This window comes from Bradyrhizobium sp. GW821-FHT12B03 (assembly GCF_058807535.1).
This window is the reverse complement of record NZ_JBXAQU010000004.1, coordinates 23,528-44,874: the sequence shown is the minus strand read 5'-3', so window position 1 is coordinate 44,874 and position 21,347 is coordinate 23,528. Positions and strand designations below refer to the sequence as shown.

Below are 21,347 nucleotides of genomic sequence, written 5' to 3'. Positions count from 1 at the left end.
TCGCCTCAAAACTTCTCCACCCACGGCCGCAGCTCGAGCTCCCAGCTCCAGGCGCTGCGCGGCTGTTGCAAAACGTTCCAATAGCTCTGCGCGATCGCATCGGGATCGAGCATCGAATCCGGCTTGTCTTCCGGCTCTATCCGCGCCGCGCTGCGGATACCGCCGTCGATGACGAAATGCGCGATGTGGATGCCCTGCGGCGACAATTCGCGCGCCAGGCTCTGCGCGAGCCCGCGCAGCGCAAACTTGCCCATCGCGAACGAGGCGGACTGGGCATAGCCCTTGACGCTGGCGGAAGCGCCGGTGAACAGGATCGCGCCGTGCTTGTTCGGCAGCATGCGCTTGGCCGCCTGCTGCGCCACCAGGAAGCCGCCATAGGCGCTGACCGCGATCGCATTCGCGACGTCGGCAGGTACAAGATCGACGAACGGCCCGCGTGTGCGGCCGCTGGCGTTGTAGACGACGAGGTCGGGCGTGCCGATCTCGCGCTCGACCAGGCCAAACAGGCGCTCGACCTCCTCCGGCTCGGTGGCGTTGCAGGCATAGGCTTTTGCGCCGGTCTCGGTGCAGAGTGCGCCGAGCTTCTCGATCTTGCGCGCGGCAAGTGCAACGCGAATGCCCTGTGCGGAGAGCAGGCGTGCCAGCGAGGCGCTCAGGCCTTCGCCGGCGCCGACAATGAGGGCGATCTTGTATTTCGGGTGTTCCATGGCGTGATCTCTCGGGGACGGGACGCCGCTGATCTATGCATCCGCCGTGCGGACAACCAGCCGGGTCAATCACAATTCCGCAGAGCGAATTGCTCCCTCACGGCGATCATGCCTCCCTGACAATTTGCGGCTTTATCCGGCTTCCTGGCTGGAGCATGATCGACATCATCCCAAGCAGCAAGCGCTAAGAATTGCCGTCGGGCGGGAACGAAGAGGACGATCATGCACAAGCCGGTCACAGCACAGGCAAAAGACGTCGCGGCCGCTCCATCCGGCCTGCTGGCGCCCGATACATCAGGCATGAACTTCTACCGCGCCGATCCGGCGCTGACCGATTTGCTGCGCATTCACCTGCCGGAGACGCTGTTCCGTCACATCGAGCCGCATCTCGATCGCCTCGGCGAACTCGCCGGCGGTCCACTCGACGACTGCGCGCGCCTCGCCGACCGCCACACGCCGGTGCTGCACCAGCGCGACAAGTTCGGCCGTGACGTGCAGTGGATCGAATATCACCCGGCCTATCGCGAACTGGAAAAGGCCGCCTTCGGCGAGTTCGGCATCCACGCGCTCTCGATCCGCAAGGGCATCATGGGCTGGCCGGACAAATATCCCGTGGTGGCCAAGCACGCCTTCACCTTCCTGTTCAACCAGACCGAATTCGGCATGGGCTGCCCGATCAACGTCACCGACGGCTGCGCAAAACTGCTGGCGAATTTCGGCAGCGAGGCGCTGAAGGCGAAATATCTCGACGGCCTGACCCAGACCGACATGGGCAAGCTGACGCAAGGTGGCCAGTTCATGACCGAGAAGGAGGGCGGCTCCGACGTCGGCACGCTGACCACGCGCGCGGTGCAGGAGGGCGACCATTGGCGTCTCCACGGCGAAAAATGGTTCTGCTCGAATGCCGATGCAAAGGTCGTGATGCTTTTGGCGCGTCCCGAAGGCGCTGGCCCCGGCACGCGCGGCGTCGGCCTGTTCCTGATGCCGCGCTTCCTCGACGATGGCTCGCAGAACCACTACCGGATCGTGCGGCTCAAGGACAAGCTCGGCACCCGCTCGATGGCGTCGGGGGAGATCAAGCTTGAAGGCGCGATCGCCTATGCCGTCGGCAAGCTCGACCGCGGCTTCGTGCAGATGGCGGAGATGGTGAATTCCTCGCGGCTCTCCAACGGCGTCAAATCGACCGCGCTGATGCGCCGCGCCTATCATGACGCCATGACGGTGGCGAAGAACCGCGTGGTGTTCGGCAACCGCATCATCGACCTGCCGCTCGGCCGGCGGCAGATGCTGAAGATCATGCTGCCGGTCGAGCAGGCGCTGTCGATGAGCTTCCTCACGGCGGACGCGCTCGACCGCGCCGAGGCAGGCAGCCAGGATGCGGCGGCGCTGCTGCGCATCCTGACACCGACGTTGAAATTCCGTGCCACGCGCGATGCGCGAAAGGTCTGCGGCGATGCGCTCGAGATGCGCGGCGGCATCGGCTATATCGAGGAATTCGCCACGCCTCGCCTGCTGCGCGATGCGCATCTCGGCTCGGTCTGGGAGGGCACCGGCAACATCGTCGCGATCGATGCGCTCCGGCGCGCCGTCGGTCGCCACGGCGCCGAATCCGCGCTGTCCGCCGATCTGCATGCGCGGCTCGATGACAGCGCGTCGGTGCCACAGGCCTGGCGCGACAATCTGCGCGGTTTCGTCGATCGCGCGGTCGGCTTTGCGCGCGAGGTCGCGGGCAAGTCGGAGAACGAGGCCGACGCGCGCCGTGCCACCAGCCTGCTCTATCATGTCGCAAGCGCCGTCGCGCTCGCCTGGGAAGCGCATCGCATCCACGCCATGCGCGGCGACGCGCGGCGGCTGCTGCTGTCGCGTCTCGTCATCGACCACCGCGTGATGCCGAGCGATCCGTTCCGGCTGACGGAAAATGCCGCGCAGGCGAAGATCGCCGCACTGCTGCTCGGCGAACGCGATGCCGGCATGAGCGAGGTTGGCGAACTGGTTCTGGCAGCGTAGGCTGCGCTCCACGCTCAAACCAAAAGAAGCGATAGGGAGTGCTCGATGAAGGCCGCCGTCCTCTATGAAGTCAACAAGCCGCTGGTCATCGAGGATGTCAGCCTGCCGAAGCCCGGCCCGCGCGAGGTCCTGATCCGCACATCGGTTGCCGGTCTCTGCCACTCCGACCTGCATTTCATGGAGGGCCTTTATCCGCATCCACTGCCCGCGGTGCTCGGGCATGAATCCGCCGGCGTCGTCGAGCAGGTCGGCTCCGACGTCACCTACGTGAAGCCGGGCGATCACGTCGTCACCTGCCTGTCCGTGTTCTGCGGTACCTGCGACAATTGCACCACCGGCCGTACCGTGCTCTGCACTGACACCACGGTGAAGCTGCTGCCGGGCGTCTCCAACCGGATGCAATGGTCGAAACCTGAGAAGCTGCACCAGTTCCTCAATCTCTCGTCTTTTGCCGAGCAGATGCTGGTGCACGAGAACGCGATCGTCAAAATCCGCAAGGAGATGCCGCTCGATCTCGCGGCGCTGATCGGCTGCGGCGTCATCACCGGCTACGGCGCGGTGGTGAACACCGCGAAGGTGACGGCCGGCGAGACCGTGGCGGTGATCGGCTGCGGCGGCGTCGGCATGGCCGCCATCAACGGCGCGCAGATCGCCGGTGCCGGCCGCATCATCGCCATCGACACCAATCCGGCAAAACTGCAGCTCGCGACCAAGCTGGGCGCCACCGACATCATCAACCCGGCCGACGGCGACGTCGTGAAGCAGGTGCGCGACCTCACCAATGGCGGCGTGCATCACTCCTTCGAGGTGCTCGGCCGCAAGGAGACTGCGGAGCAGGCCTTCGCGATGCTCGCCTCCGGCGGCACCGCCACCATCGTCGGCATGATCCCGTTCGGCCAGAAGATCGAGCTGCACGGCTTCGACTTCCTGCGCGAACGCAAGATCCAGGGCTCCTCGATGGGCTCGAACCACTTCCGCGTCGACATGCCGCGCCTGGTCGATTTCTATCTGCGCGGCCGGCTGCACCTGGAGGACTGGATCTCGGCCAAGCTGAAGCTCTCCGAGATCAACGAGGGCTTTGCCAACATGAAGGCCGGCAAGACGCTGCGCAGCGTGATCGTGTTTGATAGCTGATCCAACGCAGGTGTCATCGCCCGCGAAGGCGGGCGATCCAGTATTCCAGAGGCGGTCGTGATTGAATCGAAAGGCCGCGGCATACTGGATGCCCCGGTCAAGCCGGGGCATGACAGTGGAGCGTGAGGTTGCTTACCTACCTCACCGCGACACGTGCGCCGAGACCGCGAGCCACTTCCCGTTCTTCTTGGTCCAGCAATCGGTGTACCGCCCGGTCGCTGGCTGGCCGTCTCCCGTGGTGTAGCTGGTCGCGGCATGGATGATGGCGAAGTCGCCCATGATGCGGATGATGACGTCGTGCTCCCTGAGGTTCCGGATCGCGATCGGCCGTGCGGTCTGCTCGAGGAAGGCGGCGCGGTCGACCAGCGTCTTGTCGGGATTGGAGCAATAGAATTCCGGCGCCAGGATCTGGTCGAACCGCTTGACGTCGCAGTTCTGAACGGAGGCGACGTAGTCGCGGTTGAGTGCGGTGAGCTCTTCCATGTCCTGGCTCATGACGTTCTCTTCCCTGTGGTCGTTGACGACAGGACTAATCATCGAACAATGGCGGCGGTGTGAAGCCGCCGAACTCGCGCTCGATCAGCTCGGCCAGCTTGAGCGGCGTGCGGTCCTCGAGGAAGGGGCCGACGATCTGGACGCCGACCGGCAGGCCGTCCTTCGACAGACCGAGCGGAACGGCCGTTGCCGGCAGGCCCGGAAGCGTCGCAATGCCCGGCCAGGCGAGCTGGTCGGAATAGGGGTAGTCCGTGCCGTCGATGCTGATGCCTCGCAGGCGCTGCTCCGGCGAATGATCATGCGGAAAGGCCGGCGTCGGCATGATCGGGCAGATCACCGCATCGAAACTCTCGAATAGCGCGCGCCATTGCGCACGCAGGCCGGCGCGGGCGCCGGCGTCGAGGATCCAGCTACGGTGACTTGCAGCAATGCCGCGCAGTCGCTCCGCCCCGAGGCTCCGGTCCTCCGCCGACAGTTGACTCGCACGTGCCTGCGAATCCGCCAGCTCGTCGGGCGGGAAGAACGCACCGAGGAAGCTCAGCAGCATGCGCATGTAGAGCCGCGACGTCTGCGCGAAGTCCGGAAGCAGCGCGCTCTCGCGCGCGACCGTCACGCCGGCCTTCGTGAGGTCGGTGGCGAGCTTGTCGATCGCGCCGCGGACGTCCCGGTCGGTTGGCAGCAGCGGATGGCTCTCGATCAGCAGCACGCGGAAATCCCGCAGCGACTGATGCCGCGCAACTGGCAAATCGAGCTTGTAGGCGACGCCGGCATCGAGCGGATCCGGTCCGGCCATGACGTCGAGCAGCAAGGAAAGATCCGCCGCCGTGCGCGCCATCGGACCGATGACGGCGAGGTCGCCTTCGCGCGGAATGGCCGGAAACGGCGGCGGAGTCTCGCCGCGCGCCGCGCAGAGATTGAGGGTCGGCTTGTGAGCGAAGATGCCGCAATGAAATGCCGGCACACGCAGGGAGCCGCCGATGTCCGAGCCGGTGGCGAGCGCGCAATAGCCTGCGGCGAGGGCTGCCGAAGATCCCCCCGACGATCCACCCGGCGTGCGGCCGAGATCATAGGGGTTGTTCGTGGTGCCGTAGATGTCGTTGTAGCTCTGCCAGTCGCCGAGGCCTACGGGTACGTTGGTCTTGCCGAGGATCACGCCGCCGGCCCGCTTGATGCGCGCCACCGCCAGCGCGTCTTCGACAGGCTTGAAATCCTTCTGAGGGACGAAGCCCCAGGTCGTCGGCAGGCCGGCGATGTTGAAGGATTCCTTGATCGTCAGAGGCAGGCCGAGCAGCGGCTTGCGCTCGCCGCGGGCCAGTGCGGCGTCTGCCTCGCGCGCCGCAACGAGTGCGCGATCGAAATCGCGCACGCAAACCGCGTTGATCTTGCCGTCATGCCGTTCGATGCGGCCGATCGCGTCCCGTGTGAGTTCGATCGCGGAGACCTTCTTCGCGCTCAATGCGGCCGACAGCTCGGTCGCGCTCTTGAAGCTCCATTCCGATTTGGCCACGACGCGCCTCCTGTTCTTGTTGTCGAACGATGATGCGCAGTTTGGCCGAACCCTGCAACCGCCGTTTGATCGCGATTGATGTGCGGGTAGGTCCGAGCGAGAAGGGGGCGAAGGGGCGCTATAGCTGCGCCACACATTCCGTCGTCGTCCCGGCGAAGGCCGGGACCCATAACCACAGGGAGTGGTTATGGGTCGAGCCGGTAACTCCGAGTCTTCGCCAAACTACGTCTTGCGGCTATGGGTCCCCGGCCCCCCGTGCGCAATTGCGCACTAGGCCGGGACGACGGCAGTGGTATGGAGGGCGAGGCTACGCCGCCCCGATCAAGATCCCCACCGCCAGCACGATGGCGCCGCCGAGCACGATCTGGAACACGGCCTGGAGGAACGGCGTGTCCATGTAGCGCGCGCGGATGAAGGCGATCGCCCACAATTCGAAGAACACGACGATGCCGGCGATCGCGGTCGCGATCCAGAACGCATTGGCCCAGTTGTCCGGCACCAGATAGGGCATGGTATGGCCGAGCCCGCCGAGCGTCGTCATCGCCCCGCAGGTGAGACCGCGCAGCCAGGGCGAGCCGCGCCCCGTGAGCGAGCCGTCGTCGGACAGCGCCTCGGCAAATCCCATGCTGATGCCGGCGCCGATCGAGGCGGCGAGGCCGACAAGAAATGTCTGCCAGTTCTGGTGGGTGGCAAACGCAGCGGCAAACAGCGGCGCCAGCGTCGAGACCGATCCGTCCATCAGGCCGGCAAGGCCCGGCTGCACATATTGCAGCACGAACATGCGGCGGTTGGTGCGATCTTCCTCCGCGCGCACATCCGGGCTGAGGATCTGGCCCGACAGCTTGGCGGCCATCTCTTCGTGGCCTTTCTCGGCTTCGGCGAGATCGCCGAGCAACCGGCGCACGCCGACATCCTGCGCCTGTTCGGCGGCCTTGACGTAAAAGCGCTCGGCCTGCATTTCCATGGTCTCGACCTCCCTGCGGATGGTGTCGAGCGACAGGTTCTTGGTGAGCCAGACCGGGCGGCGACGCAGGAAGCCCTTGACGTCCTCGCGGCGGATGGGGGGCAGGTGCGGACCGAAGCGCTGCTCGTATGTTTCCAGCAGCATGTGACGATGCCCGCGCTCTTCCTCGGCCATCTGCTCGAAGATCTTGGCGGAGTCCGGATATCGCTCCCGCAGATCCTCGGCGAAGGTCATGTAGATGCGGCTGTCCTCCTCCTCGGAGGAGATCGCGACCGCAAGCACCTCGCGCTCGGTCAGATCGGCAAAATTCTTCACGACGGCCCTGTCTCAGTAGTTTAGAATAATTCTAAACTGTATAGACCGCCGTGGTTCCCGGGTCAAATCAGCCGGCGCGGGCCTTCGCCAGGAAGTCGAGCAGCAGGCGGCTGACCTCCGCCGGCTGCTCCTGCTGCACCCAATGGCCTGCGCCGTCGACGAGATGGCAGCCGAGCATCCTGGTGCATGCGCTCTTCTGCATCGCCTCGAACGCGCCGGGGCGCTGATATGTGCCCCAATCCTGCTTGCCGGAGATGAAGCAGGAGGGCACGTCGATGCGGCGTCCGGAGAACAGTTGCATCTCGCTATTGAGGAGGCCCGATGTGCCGTAGCGGTACCATTGCAGGCCCCCCTGGAATCCGGTGCGGCCATATTCGGCGCTGTAACAGGCGAGGTCGCTGTCCGGCAGCCATTGGTTGGCTGCAATCGCGGCGGGCGACGGCATCTCTTTTGCCACCGTCTCAGCCATGGTCTCGCCGGCGTCCATCACGTAGTAGGTCGGCAGCTTTGCGAGCTCATTCGCCGACCACGACTTCAGCGGATAAGGCTTGTTGTCTGTCCAGTCCGCACTCTTGTGGTGATAATAGGCGCGCAGGAAATCATGCATGCCCTGCGGCGCGTGCTGCATGTCGGCGTTCGCGGTGCGCGTCGCGTAATACCATTGATAGTGTTTGCGCGGGCGCGGCAGCGCGGCGAGTTCGCGATGCACGGGGTCTTCCACGGGTGGCTTCGCCGCCGCATCGACCGTGCCAAACGGCAGCGGCGGCGCTCCGCCGAACGGCGCGCTCATCAGCGTCACCGAGCGAAACACATCGGGCCGGATCAGCGCGCACCACGCCGCGACCGGGCTGCCGAAATCGTGCCCGGCGAGATCGACCTGCCTGTAGCCGAAGGCCGAGACCAGTCCAAGCGCGTCGCGCACCAGGTTGAGGAGCGAGAACGGCGCGAGATCGCCGTCATAGTCGGCGGTCCATCCCGTGGTGCGGCCATAGCCGCGCTGGTCCGGTGCGATGACGTGATAGCCGGCCGCAGCCAGCGCCGGCATCACCTTGCGCCAGGAGAAGGCGAGCTCGGGAAAGCCGTGCAGCAGCAGGATGCAGGGCCGGCCCTTGGTTTCGAAGCCGGCCTCCAGCACATGCATGCGCAAGCCGTTGATGCCGTCGACATAGCGCGAGCGGATGCCGGCAGGCAGCGGGACGTCGGGGAGCGCGGTCATCGGTGCTTCCTCCTTACCCTCCCCTGGAGGGGGAGGGTCGATCGCGCGAAGCGCGAGCGGGGTGGGGTGATCTCTCAACACGGGCAGCGTCCGTTGTGGAGAGACCATCACCCCACCTCGGTTCGCATTCCGCTGCGCTGCATGCGAACCGATCCTCCCCCTCCAGGGGAAGATGGGAGTTCGCGGTGCAGCCGCCTTACATCAAACCGCCGCGCAGACGAATCCGTTGCCCTTGCGCCTGATCCTTCCGACCGACGGCGAGGGGAAATGCGCTGTGCAGCACAGCGTGTCGGTGTCGCAATAACGCTCCAGGAAACTGCGGCGCGTGGTTGCCGCCTTGGCCTGATCGACGTCGAACTTGATCGACAGTTCCGGATAGAGTGTCTGCAACGGCGAGTGCATGAGATCGCCCGAGAATACGGCATCGTCCTTGCCGCGGCCCATCGTCACGGCGATATGGCCCGGCGTGTGGCCGGGCGTCGGCAGGATGCGGACGTGATCGCCGATCTGGTGGTCGTTGCCGACGAGCTCGTGGCGCTTGGCCTCGACCACCGGCAGCACGCTGTCCACGAAAGGCGGGATCTCCGTCTTCGCGTTCTGAGCCGACCAGTGGTCGAATTCCTGCTTGGCGAACAAATAGTGCGCCTTGGGGAAGGTCGGCACCCAGCGGCCGTTTTCCAGTCGCGTGTTCCAGCCGACGTGATCGACATGCAGATGCGTGCACATCACGAAGTCGATGTCGTCGACGGAGAAGCCGGCGCTTGCGAGCCCACGCAAGTAAGTGTCGTCGGTCTTCATGTTCCATTTCGGCCGCTGCGGCCGCGGCTTGTCGTTGCCGATGCAGCTGTCGATCAGGATGGTGTGGTGCGGCGTCTTCACCACATAGGACTGGAAGCACAGCAGCAGCACATCGTCGTCGTCGAGCGCCTTGGCCTGCCGCATCCATGCCCGGTTCTCGGCCAGCAACTCGGCCGTAAGTCCGGGCAGCATTTCCAGCGCCGGCACGAACGAGGTTTCCTGCTCGATGATTCGATGGATGGTGAGATCGCCGACCGAGAACTTGAGGCTCATGAGAACTCCCGCGCGTTACGCCGCCGGTGGTACCGAGATCTTCACGGAAGGCCGCTCCAGCATCTTCTGATGGAAAGCGTCGAGCTTCGGATAGGCCTTGCGCCAGCCGCAATCGGCGAAGCGGAAATCGGCATAGCCGAGCACACAGACAAGGCCGATCTGCGAAATGTCGAACGGACCGTTCAGGACATCGGGCATGTTCTCGAAGCGCGCCATGCCGGTCCAGGCCCGGTTCCAGTGGTCGTCCGACCACGCCTGCCATTGCAGGCCCTGCGGCCGCACCATTCTTTCGTAGCGGCACAGCAGCATGGAATCGAGCATGCCGTTGATCAGCGAGTGATTGGTCTTGGCCTTCCAGCGCCGCGGGCCGTAATCGGGGATCAGGCTGCCGCCGGCCATCTCGTTGAGATATTCGACGATGACGTAGGAATCGAGGATGACGTCGCCGTCGTTGGTGATCAACACCGGCAGCTTCTTCAGCGGCGTGATGCGCGAATAGTCCTCATTGGCCTGCCCGGGGGCGACGGTTGCCGGCGTGAACTCGATCTTGTCGATCAGCCCAAGCTCGATCGCGGCGATGCGCACCTTGCGGGCGAAGGGCGAGGCGGCGGAGAAGGAGAGTTTCATGGGGCCTATTCCCTGCAATCGATCTGATGCGAACGGTGTCTCCTCCGTCATGGCCGGGCTTGACCCGGCCATCCACGCGTCGCGGCGTGGTGAGACTGTGAGACGTGGATGCCCGGGACAAGCCCGGGCATGACGATGGAGTGTAATGCGCGCGTCCTACGCCGCAATAATCTCCTGGCGCTGCTCGCCAAGGCCCTCGATGCCGAGCGTCACGACGTCGCCGACATTGAGGAAGGTCGGCGGCTTCATACCGAGGCCGACGCCGGGCGGGGTGCCCGTGGTGATGATGTCGCCCGGCAGCAGCGTCATGAACTGCGAGACATAGGAGATGCACTTGGCCATGGAGAAGATCATGGTCTTGGTCGAGCCGGTCTGGCGACGCTGGCCGTTGACGTCGAGCCACATCGCCAGGTTCTGCACGTCCTTGATCTCGTCCTTGGTGGCGAGCCAGGGGCCGACCGGGCCGAACGTGTCGTGCGACTTGCCCTTGGTCCACTGTCCCAGGCGCTCGGTCTGGAAGTTGCGCTCGGAGACGTCGTTGCAGACGCAATAGCCGGCGACGTGGTTGAGCGCATCGGCCTCCGAGACGTACTTGGCGCGGGTGCCAATGATCGCGGCGATCTCGACCTCCCAGTCGAGCTTGGTCGAGCCGCGCGGCTTCTCGACAGCATCGTTCGGGCCGGACAGCGAGGTGTTGGCCTTCATGAAGATGATCGGCTCGGTCGGGATCGCGGCGCCGGTTTCCTTGGCGTGGTCGCTGTAATTGAGGCCGATGGCGACGAATTTCGAGATGCCGGTGACCGGCGCGCCGAAGCGCGGCTTGCCGGAGACGGCGGGGAGCGAGGCGGGGTCGAGCGCGGCCAGCTTCTTCAGGCTTTCCGGCGAATAGGCCTCGCCGGTCAGGTCCTTCACATGCGCCGACAGGTCGCGCAACTGGCCGGATTTGTCGATCAGGCCGGGCTTTTCCGCACCCTTTTCGCCATAACGAACAAGCTTCATTCTCGTTTCTCCCTTGGGATGGACCGATCGGTTGAACAGCTTCATGGAACAGGGCGGCGGGAAATTCAACCGCTCAAAGTGAGGCGCATTGCAGGCTTCCGGATTCGGGAGGTGACTCCGTGTCCCGGACGCGGTGCAGCGTGCAACGCTGCTCCGCAGAGCCGGGACCCCGTTTGGCGCAGCATGGGCCCCGGCTCTGCAGCGCATCACTTCGTGCTGCGCAGCGTCCGGGGCACGAGACCTAGGTCAGCGCCACAAACCTGAACGCGTCGCCGTCCCGCTTGATGTGCCCGGCCGAGTAATGCCCGCCGATCACCAGCGTCGGAGTGTCGGCAAAGCGCGAGAACACCTTGTGCCGGGTTGCCGCCGATTGGGCGGGATCGGTATCGACGACCGAGCACCAGTCGAGATGCGCCATCTGGCAGGGGTGATGAGCAACGTCGCCGGTGAGCAGCGCTTGTTCGCCGCCGGACTGGATCAGGACGCTGATATGCCCGGGGCTGTGGCCGTGGGTCGGGATCGCGCTGATCTCCTCGCAGAGCCGGTGGTCGCCTGGGATCAGCTCGACCTGACCGGCATCGACGACCGGCTTCACGGAATCGTTGAACACCGCGACCTTGTCCGCTTCGGCCGTATCATCGCGCCAATACTCGTATTCGGTCTTGCCGAACAGATAGCGCGCCCTGGGAAATGTCGGCACCCATTTGCCGTCGACCAGTTTCGTATTCCAGCCGACATGGTCGACATGAAGATGCGTGCACAGCACGGTGTCGATGCTGTCAGGGGCGAAGCCCGCCGCCGTCATGGTCTCCAGAAACGGCGTACTGCGGTTATTCCAGATCGGGACGCCACGGCCCTGCTTGTCGTTGCCGAGGCCGGTGTCGACCACGATGCGGCGCGTCGGCGTCTCGACCACCAGCGAGTGGATCGACATTTTCAGGCGGCCCTCGTCGGTGGCGAAATGCGGGATCAGCCAGGGCAGCTTCCGGATTTCATCATTGGTCGCGGCCGGCAGGATGAAGCGGGTCGAGCCGACTGTCTCCATCTCGACGAGTTTCGTGATCGTGACCTTGCCCACCTTCCACGACATCCGGCGTGTCCCCATGTTCTTGCTTTGCGCCGAAACATGCGGGTTTCCGCCGGGAAGCGCAATGGATCATCTGGTGGCGCGCCGCGTTATCGCTGGAACCCAGGAAAAGCCTCGGACGAGCCGGAGGGAAAGACGATGCCAGAGCTTGCAATTTCCGCCGAGAAGGTCGCCTTCATCATTGAGAAGGCCCGCGAATTCGACGTCAAGGAAGCCGCATCCGATCCGGACTCGGGCTCGAACCCCTCCGACGACGACGAGATCGACGTTCTGGAGGACACGGCGTCCGATCCGGTCGCAAGCGAGTTGATCGGCTTCATCGGGGCGCTGAACGAGGACGAGCAGCTCGACCTCGTGACGCTGATGTGGCTTGGCCGCGGCGACGGCTCCATCGACGAGTGGGACGATCTGCGCGCCCGCGCCGCCGAGGCCCGCGCCGAATACAAGGCGCCCCGGCGCGAAGCCGTGCAATATCTGCTGGGCGAGCCGATGCTGGGCGATCTGTTGGCCGACGGTCTCGACGAACTCGGCATCGACTGGACCGACGAGCAGCTCACCGCCGATTCCTCCGGTCCCAGCGAACGGGACGAGGACGAGCCGACCAGGCAGCGGTGAGGATCTTACCTCGCCCCGCTTGCGGGGAGAGATCGGCGCGAAGCGCCGGGTGAGGGGAGTCTCCGCGAATCCAACTCTCACCGTGCTTGCGGAGAGAGCCCCTCACCCCAACCCTCTCCTCGTAAGAACGGGGCGAGGGAGCGCTCCGGCAAGGGCGTTACAGCGTGCCGGGGAAGGCGCCGCCGTCGAGCAGGATGTTCTGCCCGGTGATGAAGCCGGCCTTGGCGCCGCACAGGAACGCGCAGGCATAACCGAACTCGTCGGGCTGGCCGAAGCGGCCGGCCGGGTTGAGCTTGGCGCGCTCGGCCAAAACCTGTTCCGGCGTCGTGCCGCGCTTGTCGGCTTCGCCTTTCGCGGTGCTGGTCAGGCGATCCGTCTCGAACGGGCCCGGCAACAGGCCGTTGATGGTGACGTTGTTGATCACGGTCTTGCGCGACAGGCCGGCGATGAAGCCGGTGAGGCCGGCGCGCGCGCCGTTGGAGAGGCCGAGGATGTCGATCGGCGCCTTCACCGCGGCCGAGGTGATGTTGACGATGCGGCCGAACTTGCGCGCCATCATGCCGTCCACCGTCGACTTGATCAGCTCGATCGGGGTGAGCATGTTGGCGTCGATCGCCTTGATCCAGTCGTCGCGGGTCCAGTTGCGGAAATCGCCGGGCGGCGGGCCGCCGGCATTGTTGATCAGGATATCCGGCTCCGGGCAGGCCTTCAGCACGGCCTCGCGGCCGGCCGGCGTCGTGATGTCGCCGACGATCTCGGTGACCTTCACGCCGGGATAGGCCTTTCGAATCTCGTCCGCCGTTTTCTTCAAGGCCTCGGCGCCGCGTGCGGTCAGCGTGACGTCGACGCCGGCTTCTGCCAGCGAGATGGCGCAGGCACGCCCTAATCCCTTGCTGGATGCGCAGACGATGGCGCGGCGACCTTTGATCCCAAGATCCACTGTTTCACTCCGTAATGTCAGGCAGGTTTTGGATGGGCGGCACTCTAGCCAAGAGTGACGCCGCTGGTAAGAGAGGGGCTCGCACCAAAATGCATGCGCATCCGCGCGGCGATGCAAATGCGCCTGATCAGATGTGGCGCTCCTGCTTGAGGCGGTCGATGGCGGAGGCGGCCTCCGGCGGCAGCGACTTGAAGCCCATCTGCCCCGCCGCCGAGAACAGCGGCCGCAGATGCGAGCCGGCCAGGAAAGGCGGCTGGCGGTTCGCCGGTACGATCTGGTCGAACACCAGCACCAAAGTGGTGGCGACGAGGCCGACCCTGACGGCGCCGAGCGCGGCGCCGCCGAGCCGGTCGCCGATGCCGGCCTCGCCGATGGCGTCGTTCAGCGCGATGTTGCCGATGTGCCCGAACAGCATGCCGACCACCACGAAGATGCCGAAGAACCAGATCCAGTTCTGGAGCAGCGGCGAATTCGGATTTGCGGCGAGCTGCGGCGCAATCAGCGGCATCAGCGCGACCGCGATGGGGGCGGCGAGCAGGTAGGCGAGGATGGTCATGGCGCTGCGCAGCAGGCCGGTCCGGAATCCGAAGCCGACCGCGATTGCGAGTGCCGCATAGACCGCGAGATCGAAACTGTTCATGCGTGCGAGCCTGTCATGGAACGAATGAACGCCGGACCGATCATTCCGGTTTCAGATCGCTAAAATCGTCTGTATTGATGGCCCCAAAAGCTCAAGCGTCGCGCCCAAGGAAATCGTCATGTCAGGCCTATTCGACGTCAGTAAAGAAACCATTCTCGTCACCGGCGCGAGCCAGGGACTGGGACGGCAGTTCGCCCGGGTGCTGGCCGCCCATGGCGCGGCCGTCGCGCTTGCGGCGCGGCAAACGGACAAGTTGAAGAATCTGGAACAGGAGATTCGCGACAATGGCGGCCGCGCCGCCGCCGTCGCGCTCGACGTCACCGACACCGCATCGATCGCGAAGGCCGTCGATGCGGCGGAAGCCGCGCTCGGTCCCGTGACGGTGCTGATCAACAATGCCGGCATCGCCATCGAGAAGCTTGCGACCGAGCAGACTGAGGCCGATTGGGACGCCGTGATCGGCGCTAATCTCAAGGGCGCCTATTTTCTCGCGACCGAAATTGCGCGGCGCATGATCGCGCGCAAGCAGGACGGCAACATCGTCAACATCGCTTCCGTCCTCGGCACCGGCGTCTTGAAGGCGGTCTCGCCCTACGCGATCTCCAAGGCCGGCATCATCCAGGCGACGAAAGCGATGGCGCTGGAACTCGCGGGGCAGAACATCCGCATCAACGCGCTGGCGCCCGGCTATATCGACACCGAGATGAACCACGCCTTCTGGTCGACGCCGGCCGGTGAGCGATTGGCCAAACGCATCCCCCAGCGCCGCGTCGGCGCCGAGTCCGATCTCGACGGCGCAATCCTGCTGCTGGCCTCGCAGGCCTCGCGCTACATGACGGGAAGCGTGGTGACCGTGGATGGCGGATTCTTGTTGAATTGAGCAAGGCGGTCGTCCCGGCCTTCGCCGGGACGACCGGTCGATTTAGCTCGCCCCCATCTCCCCGCGGATCATATCCGCCGCCTTCTCACCGATCATGATGGTCGGCGCATTGGTGTTGCCGCCGATCAGCGTCGGCATGATCGAGGCGTCGACGACGCGCAAGCCCTCGACGTCGTGCACCTTCAGCTTCGGGTCGACCACCGCCATCGCGTCCGCGCCCATCTTGCAGGTGCCGACGGGGTGATAGACGGTGTCGACGCGACCCCGCAGGATGGCGCGGATGTCGTCGTCCGTTCTCACATCGGACGTGAACATGTCCTTTTTCTGCAACGCGCGCAGCGCCGGCGTCTCCATCAGGCGTCGCGTGGTCTTGAAGCCCGCGACCATCGCCTCGAGATCCTCCGCCTCGCCCAGAAAGTTCGGATCGATCATGGGAGCTGCGAGCGGATCGGCGCTTTTCAGCCACACGCTGCCGCGGCTCTTCGGTCTGAGCAGGCAGACATGGCATGAGAAGCCCGCCTCCTTGTGCTTCTTGCGGCCGTGGTCGTCGAGCATCGCGATGACGAAGTGGAGCTGAATGTCCGGCACGTCGAGATCGGGGCGGGTTTTCAGGAAGCCGCCGCACTCGGCGAAATTGGTGGTCATCAGGCCGCGGCGCTCGCGGCGGTACCGCTGGATCGCGCGCAGCAGGGATGGCAGCCGGCCGAGTGAGGCGTGAACGAAGTGCGGATAGTCGGAGGCGTAGACGAACACGAAATCCGGATGGTCCTGCAGATTGCGCCCGACGCCCGGCAGATGATGCACGACGCCGATGCCGTGCGCGGCAAGCGCATCGCCGTCGCCGACGCCCGACAGCATCAGCAGTTGCGGCGACTGGAAGGCGCCGGAGGCGAGGATCACCTCGCGGCGGGCGCGGAGCTGTTTCAGCTCCTTGCCCTGCCGGTATTCGACGCCCACTGCGCGCCTGCCTTCGAACAGGATGCGCGTGGCATGCGCCTGCGTCTCGACGCGCAGATTCGCGCGCTTGCCCAAATGGGGATCCACATAGGCGCGCGCCGCGCTCCAGCGCTCGCCATTGCGCTGCGTCACCTGGTAGCTGCCGAGCCCTTCATGGTCCTCTTCATTGAAGTCCTCGCGGATGCGGAACTGCGCCTCGCGCGCAGCCTGATGGAAGACGTCATGGATCGGATTGTCCGAGCGCAGCTTGTTGACATGCAGCGGGCCGCCCTTGCCGTGAAATTCGCCGTCGAAATCGGCGTTGTTCTCGGAAGCCTTGAAATAGGGCAGCACATCCGCATACGACCAGCCGGAATTGCCGAGCGCGGCCCAGTGGTCGTAGTCGGCGCGATGGCCGCGGATATAGACCATCGCGTTGATCGCCGAGGAGCCGCCGAGGCCCTTGCCGCGCGGTTGATAGCCGATGCGGCCGTTCAATCCCTTCTGCGGCACGGTATCGAACGCCCAGTTGGCCGTGCGGTATGGCAAAGCGAGCCCGAATGGCGTGGTGATCCGCCAAGTGTCGTTCCGTCCGCCCGCATCGAGCAGCGCCACGGATGTCGCCGCATCCTCCGACAGCCGCCCCGCAACGGTGCAGCCGCCCGAGCCCGCGCCCACGACGACGAAATCGAATGTGTCAGTCAATGTTGTTTCCCCCTGCATTTTCCTTTCGTCATTGCGCGCGACGCGACGCGATCCAGGCTGCCTCCGCGAAGGGATTCCGGATTGTTTCGGCTCGCTCGCAACGACGGGTGTTGAGACCTACGACATGAACCGCATCAACTTCTCCAGCCGCGCGATCTTGCCGCCATAGGGCGGATAGAGGTCGGCGAGGCGGTTGAACCTGGAGCGGTAGAACACCGGCTTCAGCTTGCTGAATGTCCTGAAACCCCATTCGCCGTGATAGGCGCCGGTGCCGGAGGCGCCGACGCCGCCCATCGGCTGGTTGATTTGCGCGAAGTGGAACAGGCAGTCGTTGACGGTGACGCCGCCGGAGATGGTGCGCGCCAGCACGTCGTCGCGCGCAACGCGGTCCCTGCCGAACCAGTACAGCGCGAGCGGCCGGTCGCGGCGGTTGACGAAGGCGATCGCGTCGGACAATTCGCGATAGCCCAGCAGCGGCAGCACCGGCCCGAAGATCTCCTCCTGCATCGCCGCCATGTCTTCGGTCGCGCTGAGGATCAGCGTCGGCGGGAATTTGCGGTGCGCCTTCCAGTTGGGATCGTCGGCCTTTGCCGGTTGCAGGATCCTTGCGCCGCGGCTCGCGGCATCCGCGACGAGACCTTCGAGCCGCGCATAGTGCCGGTCGGAAATGACGGAGGTGTAGTCCTTGTTGGCGGGATCGGTTCCGAACATGCGCCGCATCTGCGCGCGCACCTTCTCGGCGAAGGCCTGCAACGCGCGCTCCGGCACCAGCACGTAATCCGGCGCGATGCAGGTCTGCCCGGCGTTGAGCAGCTTGCCATAGGCGATGCGCTCGGCCGCCTCGTCGAGATCGGCCGAGGCGTCGATGATTGCGGGCGACTTGCCGCCGAGCTCGAGCGTGACAGGCGTGAGATTGCGTCCCGCCGCCTCTGCGACCAGCCGGCCGACCCGGGTCGAGCCCGTGAACACCAGATGATCGAACGGCAGCGACGCAAAGGCTTTTGCCACTTCGTCCTCGATGCCGGTCACGAGCACTTCCGTGACATCGAACCTTTCGGCGACCGTCTCCTTCAGCAGGCCTGCGAAGTGGGGGACGAGCTCGCTCGGCTTGATGATGACGCGGTTGCCGGCGGCGAGCGCGCCGATCGCGGGCGCCAGCGTGAGCTGGAGCGGATAATTCCAGGGCGCGATGATGCCGACGACGCCGAGCGGCTGCGGGATCAGCCGGTTGCGCGCGGGCAGGAATTGCAGCGCGGTGGCGATGCGCTGTGGCGCCATCCAGCCCTTCAGGTGCTTTGTCGCGTGCCGGATCTCGCCATAGACCATCATGGCCTCGGCGATGGTGGTCTCGACCGCCGAGCGGTGGCCGAAATCGGCCGAGATCGCCCGCCGGAAGCGCTCCTCATTGTCGGCGATCACGGCGCGAAGCCGCGCCAGTCGGTCGAGCCGTTCGGCGAGATCAGCCGCGGGCTCCGCCCGCGACCGCGCGACCATGGCATGGAAGGCTCCTTCAAGGGCGTCACGCGGGGCGCTCGCCAAGGATCGGTCCAAAGATCGCTCGAAGATCTGGTCCCTGATCCGGTCCATGGCGTTCCTCCCCAAAGCGGCGTTTCGCCCGTGTTTTGTTGCCGCAAGCTGGTCCTTTGCGGAACTTCTGGCAAGAGCGCGGCGAATAGGCCGGAATCCGGTCCATCTGCCTGTCATAAAGTCGAAAAAAACGTCCCCACAGCCCTTTCCAAAGGCAGCCCGGGTTGGTACATACCCCCCGCACCCGACGGGCTTTGCCCCGGGGTTGCCTTCCAAGGAAGTCTTTGGGACGGAAGAGAAAAGCCACGCGAACAGCGCCGGCCCTCATCCCCCGTCCCCGGCCTTCTGGCGAAGGCCAAGCAACGGTTTAACGCGGGGTGGAGCAGCCCGGTAGCTCGTCAGGCTCATAACCTGAAGGTCATAGGTTCAAATCCTATCCCCGCAACCAAATTCGGACTTCACCGGTTCCGATACGAAAATGGCCCGCTTGATGCGGGCCATTTTTGTTTTGCGGCCAGCGACACGTCAGCCTTGGCCCAGCCTCGGTGAACTGCCGCGCTCGAGAGCTCTCCATGAGAGCTGGCGATCTCACGGAGGTCGACACCGGCTTTTCATGAGTCAAACGAATAAGTACATGCCGATTTTAGCGTCTAATCGCTTGATCCTCCGTGCCGTATTATGCGGAGCAACCACGGGGTCCATCATGCACGTCGCCTGCAGGATTGGCTGAGCGCCCCCTGGCCGCCCGGGAGGTCATCGTCCTCATCGCTGTCGCCATACGGCTTGATAGCAGGCTGGAACGTGACCCTGAGACAAACATCAATCAACGAGAAGGATCAGGACGTGAAAAACATCGTTCTCAACAATGGTGTCGAAATGCCCGTTCTGGGCTTTGGGGTATTCCAGGTTACAGACCTCGCCGAATGCGAGCGCAGCGTACGGGACGCGATAGACACAGGGTATCGTTTGCTTGATACCGCCGCCTCTTACGGAAACGAACAGGCCGTGGGCAAAGCAATGCGCGAGCATGGTATCGACCGCAAGGAGTTGTTCGTCACGACCAAATTGTGGTTGGAAGACGCCAGCTATGAAGGCGCCAAGAAGGCATTCGAGCGGTCGCTCAACAAGCTGCAGCTCGACTATCTCGACCTCTATCTCATCCATCAGCCTTACGGCGATGTCTACGGCGCCTGGCGTGCGATGGAAGAGCTGTATGCTGCCGGCAAGATCCGCGCGATCGGCGTCAGCAATTTCTATCCCGACCGGATTACGGATTTCGTCATTCACAACAAGATCACGCCGGCCGTGAACCAGATCGAGACCCATCCCTTCCATCAGCAGGCCGACGCCCAGAAGATCCTCCAGGAACTCAACGTGCAAATCGAATCCTGGGGGCCGTTTTCCGAGGGCAAGAACGATATCTTCAAGAATGAAATCCTTGCGGGCATTGCCAGGAAGCATGGCAAGAGCATCGCCCAGGTCATTTTGCGCTGGCTCACCCAGCGCGGCGTGATTGCCATTCCCAAGTCGGTCCGCAAGGAACGAATGGCCGAAAATATCGCCATCTTTGATTTCGAGCTGGGGGATGGGGAGATGGCGCAGATTGCCACGCTGGATCGGAAAGCCAGCAGCTTCTTCGACCATCGAGATCCTGAAATGGTCAAATGGCTCGGCAATCGCAAGCTGGGCCTATGACCATGGAGGCAGCTTGGATGCCATCCCGTCTCCACCGCATCAACCGATAAAGGGGACAGCGAGATATGGCGACAGATCGTATATTGGGGATCGCGCGGCGGGCTTTCCTGGGAGCTGCGGGTGGCCTTGCCGCCACTCCGCTGCTTGGTGGATTTGACCAGCGGGCATCAGCGCAGGCAGGGGCCCCAGAGGTCAGGGCAATCGGACGTCGGAAGCTCGGGTCACTCGAGGTTTCCAGCGTCGGCCTCGGCGTCCAGAACATGAGCCGAACCTACCAGACGACCATTCCCTCGCGCGCAGAAATGTTGAACATCATCCATGCTGCGTTTGATCGCGGCGTGACGTTTTTTGATGCGGCCGAGGCCTATGGGCCGCATGAGGTGGAGCGAATCCTTGGCGAAGGAGTAGCTCCGTTTCGTGACAAGGTCGTCATGACCTCGAAGTTCGGCTGGGATATCGATCTCGAAACGGGCGAGCGGCGGCTGGGTCTCAATAGCCGTCCTGAACACATCAAGCTCGCCGTCGAAGGTATGCTGAAGCGGCTGCGCACGGACCGGATCGATTTGCTGTATCAGCACCGCGTTGATCCGCAGGTGCCGATTGAGGAGGTGGCTGGTGCGGTCAAAGACCTGATTGCGGCGGGTAAGGTGCGGCATTGGGGCCTGTCTGAGATGGGTCTGAATACGCTGAGGCGCGCGCATGCAACGCTGCCCGTTACTGCGGTGCAGAGCGAATACTCAATGCTCTGGCGCGGGCCGGAGAAAGCCGTGCTTCCTGTGTGCGAGGAATTGGGCATCGGGTTTGTCCCATGGAGCCCACTGGGTGTAGGTTTCTTGACGGGTGCTATCGATGCCAGGACACGGTTTGCCGACGGTGACATTCGTAAGATTGAGACCAGGTTCTCGCCCGAAAATCTTCCCAACAACCTGAAACTCGTCGCGCTGATCAACAGTTGGGCCGAACGCAAGCAGGCAAGGCCTTCTCAGATCGCCTTGGCTTGGTTGCTGGCTCAGAAGCCGTGGATCGTTCCCATTCCAGGCACAACGCAGATGCCGCATATGCTTGAGAATATCGGAGCGACCGCCGTTCAGCTGACGTCGAGCGATCTCGCAGAATTGAGCAAAGCTGTCTCGTCAATCGAGATAGGCGGGGCGCGTCTTCCGCCCGCTGTTCAGGCCTTCTCTGACGTTGAGGCTCCTCCAAAAACCTGAATGTCATCGCATGTGGCCCGCCTTGCGCGGGCCATTCTTGTTGGACGACCACTCCGGATGGAAACATCA

General features: G+C 64.3%; 19 protein-coding genes and 1 tRNA gene. 7 read left to right on the top strand and 13 right to left on the bottom strand.

Annotation, left to right across the window (positions count from 1 at the left end):
• Positions 1-5 precede the first annotated feature (5 nt).
• On the bottom strand, positions 6-707 hold the full coding sequence (locus AC1RUR_RS09815) for an SDR family oxidoreductase (RefSeq protein WP_492843259.1): 702 nt from the start codon (positions 705-707) through the stop codon (positions 6-8).
• Positions 708-929: 222 nt separating this feature from the next.
• Between AC1RUR_RS09815 and AC1RUR_RS09810 the strand changes: the two genes are divergently transcribed.
• A complete protein-coding gene (locus AC1RUR_RS09810; RefSeq protein ID WP_492843257.1) occupies positions 930-2,714 on the top strand; it encodes an acyl-CoA dehydrogenase family protein in 1,785 nt (594 codons plus the stop codon).
• Between the two features lie 45 nt (positions 2,715-2,759).
• Positions 2,760-3,848 carry a Zn-dependent alcohol dehydrogenase gene (locus AC1RUR_RS09805; RefSeq protein WP_492843255.1) on the top strand — a complete coding sequence of 363 codons (1,089 nt, stop codon included), beginning with the start codon at positions 2,760-2,762 and terminating at the stop codon, positions 3,846-3,848.
• A 141-nt stretch (positions 3,849-3,989) separates the two neighbouring features.
• Here AC1RUR_RS09805 and AC1RUR_RS09800 read toward each other — a convergent pair whose 3' ends face one another.
• The 8 genes from AC1RUR_RS09800 to AC1RUR_RS09765 form a co-directional block, all read right to left on the bottom strand.
• Positions 3,990-4,343, bottom strand: coding sequence for a nuclear transport factor 2 family protein (locus AC1RUR_RS09800; RefSeq protein WP_492843253.1), 354 nt, complete (start codon positions 4,341-4,343; stop codon positions 3,990-3,992).
• A 34-nt stretch (positions 4,344-4,377) separates the two neighbouring features.
• Positions 4,378-5,850, bottom strand: a complete 1,473-nt coding sequence (locus tag AC1RUR_RS09795) for an amidase (protein WP_492843251.1) — start codon at positions 5,848-5,850, stop codon at positions 4,378-4,380.
• A 307-nt stretch (positions 5,851-6,157) separates the two neighbouring features.
• Positions 6,158-7,129, bottom strand: a complete 972-nt coding sequence (mbfA, locus tag AC1RUR_RS09790; RefSeq protein ID WP_492843249.1) for an iron exporter MbfA — start codon at positions 7,127-7,129, stop codon at positions 6,158-6,160.
• A gap of 67 nt (positions 7,130-7,196) precedes the next feature.
• Complete coding sequence (locus AC1RUR_RS09785) at positions 7,197-8,345, bottom strand: alpha/beta hydrolase (RefSeq protein WP_492843247.1); 1,149 nt, start codon at positions 8,343-8,345, stop codon at positions 7,197-7,199.
• 201 nt (positions 8,346-8,546) lie between these two features.
• Positions 8,547-9,416: an MBL fold metallo-hydrolase gene (locus AC1RUR_RS09780; protein ID WP_492843245.1), complete on the bottom strand. Its 870-nt coding sequence runs from the start codon at positions 9,414-9,416 to the stop codon at positions 8,547-8,549.
• Between the two features lie 15 nt (positions 9,417-9,431).
• A complete protein-coding gene (locus tag AC1RUR_RS09775) occupies positions 9,432-10,043 on the bottom strand; it encodes a glutathione S-transferase family protein (RefSeq protein WP_492843243.1) in 612 nt (203 codons plus the stop codon).
• A 156-nt stretch (positions 10,044-10,199) separates the two neighbouring features.
• Positions 10,200-11,042 (bottom strand): fumarylacetoacetate hydrolase family protein, encoded by an 843-nt coding sequence (locus tag AC1RUR_RS09770; protein ID WP_492843241.1) that lies wholly within the window; start codon positions 11,040-11,042, stop codon positions 10,200-10,202.
• Positions 11,043-11,283: 241 nt separating this feature from the next.
• On the bottom strand, positions 11,284-12,132 hold the full coding sequence (locus AC1RUR_RS09765) for an MBL fold metallo-hydrolase (protein ID WP_492843239.1): 849 nt from the start codon (positions 12,130-12,132) through the stop codon (positions 11,284-11,286).
• A gap of 135 nt (positions 12,133-12,267) precedes the next feature.
• On the opposite strand from AC1RUR_RS09765, the gene AC1RUR_RS09760 reads away from it, so the two are divergent.
• A complete protein-coding gene (locus tag AC1RUR_RS09760) occupies positions 12,268-12,744 on the top strand; it encodes a DUF3775 domain-containing protein (RefSeq protein ID WP_492843237.1) in 477 nt (158 codons plus the stop codon).
• Positions 12,745-12,901: 157 nt separating this feature from the next.
• On the opposite strand, the gene AC1RUR_RS09755 is transcribed toward AC1RUR_RS09760, so the two are convergent.
• Positions 12,902-13,684: an SDR family oxidoreductase gene (locus AC1RUR_RS09755; RefSeq protein WP_492843235.1), complete on the bottom strand. Its 783-nt coding sequence runs from the start codon at positions 13,682-13,684 to the stop codon at positions 12,902-12,904.
• A gap of 127 nt (positions 13,685-13,811) precedes the next feature.
• Positions 13,812-14,324 carry a CvpA family protein gene (locus AC1RUR_RS09750; RefSeq protein WP_492843233.1) on the bottom strand — a complete coding sequence of 171 codons (513 nt, stop codon included), beginning with the start codon at positions 14,322-14,324 and terminating at the stop codon, positions 13,812-13,814.
• Between the two features lie 118 nt (positions 14,325-14,442).
• Here AC1RUR_RS09750 and AC1RUR_RS09745 point away from each other — a divergent pair, with 118 nt between their 5' ends.
• A complete protein-coding gene (locus AC1RUR_RS09745) occupies positions 14,443-15,204 on the top strand; it encodes an SDR family oxidoreductase (protein ID WP_492843231.1) in 762 nt (253 codons plus the stop codon).
• 42 nt (positions 15,205-15,246) lie between these two features.
• Here AC1RUR_RS09745 and AC1RUR_RS09740 read toward each other — a convergent pair whose 3' ends face one another.
• Both AC1RUR_RS09740 and AC1RUR_RS09735 read right to left on the bottom strand, forming a co-directional pair.
• Positions 15,247-16,845 carry a GMC family oxidoreductase gene (locus AC1RUR_RS09740; protein WP_492843229.1) on the bottom strand — a complete coding sequence of 533 codons (1,599 nt, stop codon included), beginning with the start codon at positions 16,843-16,845 and terminating at the stop codon, positions 15,247-15,249.
• Positions 16,846-16,962: 117 nt separating this feature from the next.
• Positions 16,963-18,432, bottom strand: coding sequence for a coniferyl aldehyde dehydrogenase (locus tag AC1RUR_RS09735; RefSeq protein ID WP_492843227.1), 1,470 nt, complete (start codon positions 18,430-18,432; stop codon positions 16,963-16,965).
• A 311-nt stretch (positions 18,433-18,743) separates the two neighbouring features.
• Between AC1RUR_RS09735 and AC1RUR_RS09730 the strand changes: the two genes are divergently transcribed.
• From AC1RUR_RS09730 to AC1RUR_RS09720, 3 genes are all read left to right on the top strand, one after another.
• Positions 18,744-18,820 (top strand) — tRNA-Met (locus AC1RUR_RS09730).
• Positions 18,821-19,215: 395 nt separating this feature from the next.
• Positions 19,216-20,067, top strand: a complete 852-nt coding sequence (locus AC1RUR_RS09725) for an aldo/keto reductase (protein ID WP_492843225.1) — start codon at positions 19,216-19,218, stop codon at positions 20,065-20,067.
• A 65-nt stretch (positions 20,068-20,132) separates the two neighbouring features.
• Positions 20,133-21,278, top strand: coding sequence for an aldo/keto reductase (locus AC1RUR_RS09720; protein ID WP_492843223.1), 1,146 nt, complete (start codon positions 20,133-20,135; stop codon positions 21,276-21,278).
• The last annotated feature ends 69 nt before the right edge of the window (positions 21,279-21,347 follow it).

What these genes read in the sequence shown, in the direction of transcription:
- AC1RUR_RS09815 (WP_492843259.1), bottom strand. Translation starts at nt 707, where the DNA reads ATGGAACACCCGAAATACAAGATCGCCCTCATTGTCGGCGCCGGCGAA.
- AC1RUR_RS09810 (WP_492843257.1), top strand. Translation starts at nt 930, where the DNA reads ATGCACAAGCCGGTCACAGCACAGGCAAAAGACGTCGCGGCCGCTCCA.
- AC1RUR_RS09805 (WP_492843255.1), top strand. Translation starts at nt 2,760, where the DNA reads ATGAAGGCCGCCGTCCTCTATGAAGTCAACAAGCCGCTGGTCATCGAG.
- AC1RUR_RS09800 (WP_492843253.1), bottom strand. Translation starts at nt 4,343, where the DNA reads ATGAGCCAGGACATGGAAGAGCTCACCGCACTCAACCGCGACTACGTC.
- AC1RUR_RS09785 (WP_492843247.1), bottom strand. Translation starts at nt 8,345, where the DNA reads ATGACCGCGCTCCCCGACGTCCCGCTGCCTGCCGGCATCCGCTCGCGC.
- AC1RUR_RS09780 (WP_492843245.1), bottom strand. Translation starts at nt 9,416, where the DNA reads ATGAGCCTCAAGTTCTCGGTCGGCGATCTCACCATCCATCGAATCATC.
- AC1RUR_RS09775 (WP_492843243.1), bottom strand. Translation starts at nt 10,043, where the DNA reads ATGAAACTCTCCTTCTCCGCCGCCTCGCCCTTCGCCCGCAAGGTGCGC.
- AC1RUR_RS09770 (WP_492843241.1), bottom strand. Translation starts at nt 11,042, where the DNA reads ATGAAGCTTGTTCGTTATGGCGAAAAGGGTGCGGAAAAGCCCGGCCTG.
- AC1RUR_RS09765 (WP_492843239.1), bottom strand. Translation starts at nt 12,132, where the DNA reads ATGTCGTGGAAGGTGGGCAAGGTCACGATCACGAAACTCGTCGAGATG.
- AC1RUR_RS09760 (WP_492843237.1), top strand. Translation starts at nt 12,268, where the DNA reads ATGCCAGAGCTTGCAATTTCCGCCGAGAAGGTCGCCTTCATCATTGAG.
- AC1RUR_RS09750 (WP_492843233.1), bottom strand. Translation starts at nt 14,324, where the DNA reads ATGAACAGTTTCGATCTCGCGGTCTATGCGGCACTCGCAATCGCGGTC.
- AC1RUR_RS09745 (WP_492843231.1), top strand. Translation starts at nt 14,443, where the DNA reads ATGTCAGGCCTATTCGACGTCAGTAAAGAAACCATTCTCGTCACCGGC.
- AC1RUR_RS09735 (WP_492843227.1), bottom strand. Translation starts at nt 18,432, where the DNA reads ATGGACCGGATCAGGGACCAGATCTTCGAGCGATCTTTGGACCGATCC.
- AC1RUR_RS09720 (WP_492843223.1), top strand. Translation starts at nt 20,133, where the DNA reads ATGGCGACAGATCGTATATTGGGGATCGCGCGGCGGGCTTTCCTGGGA.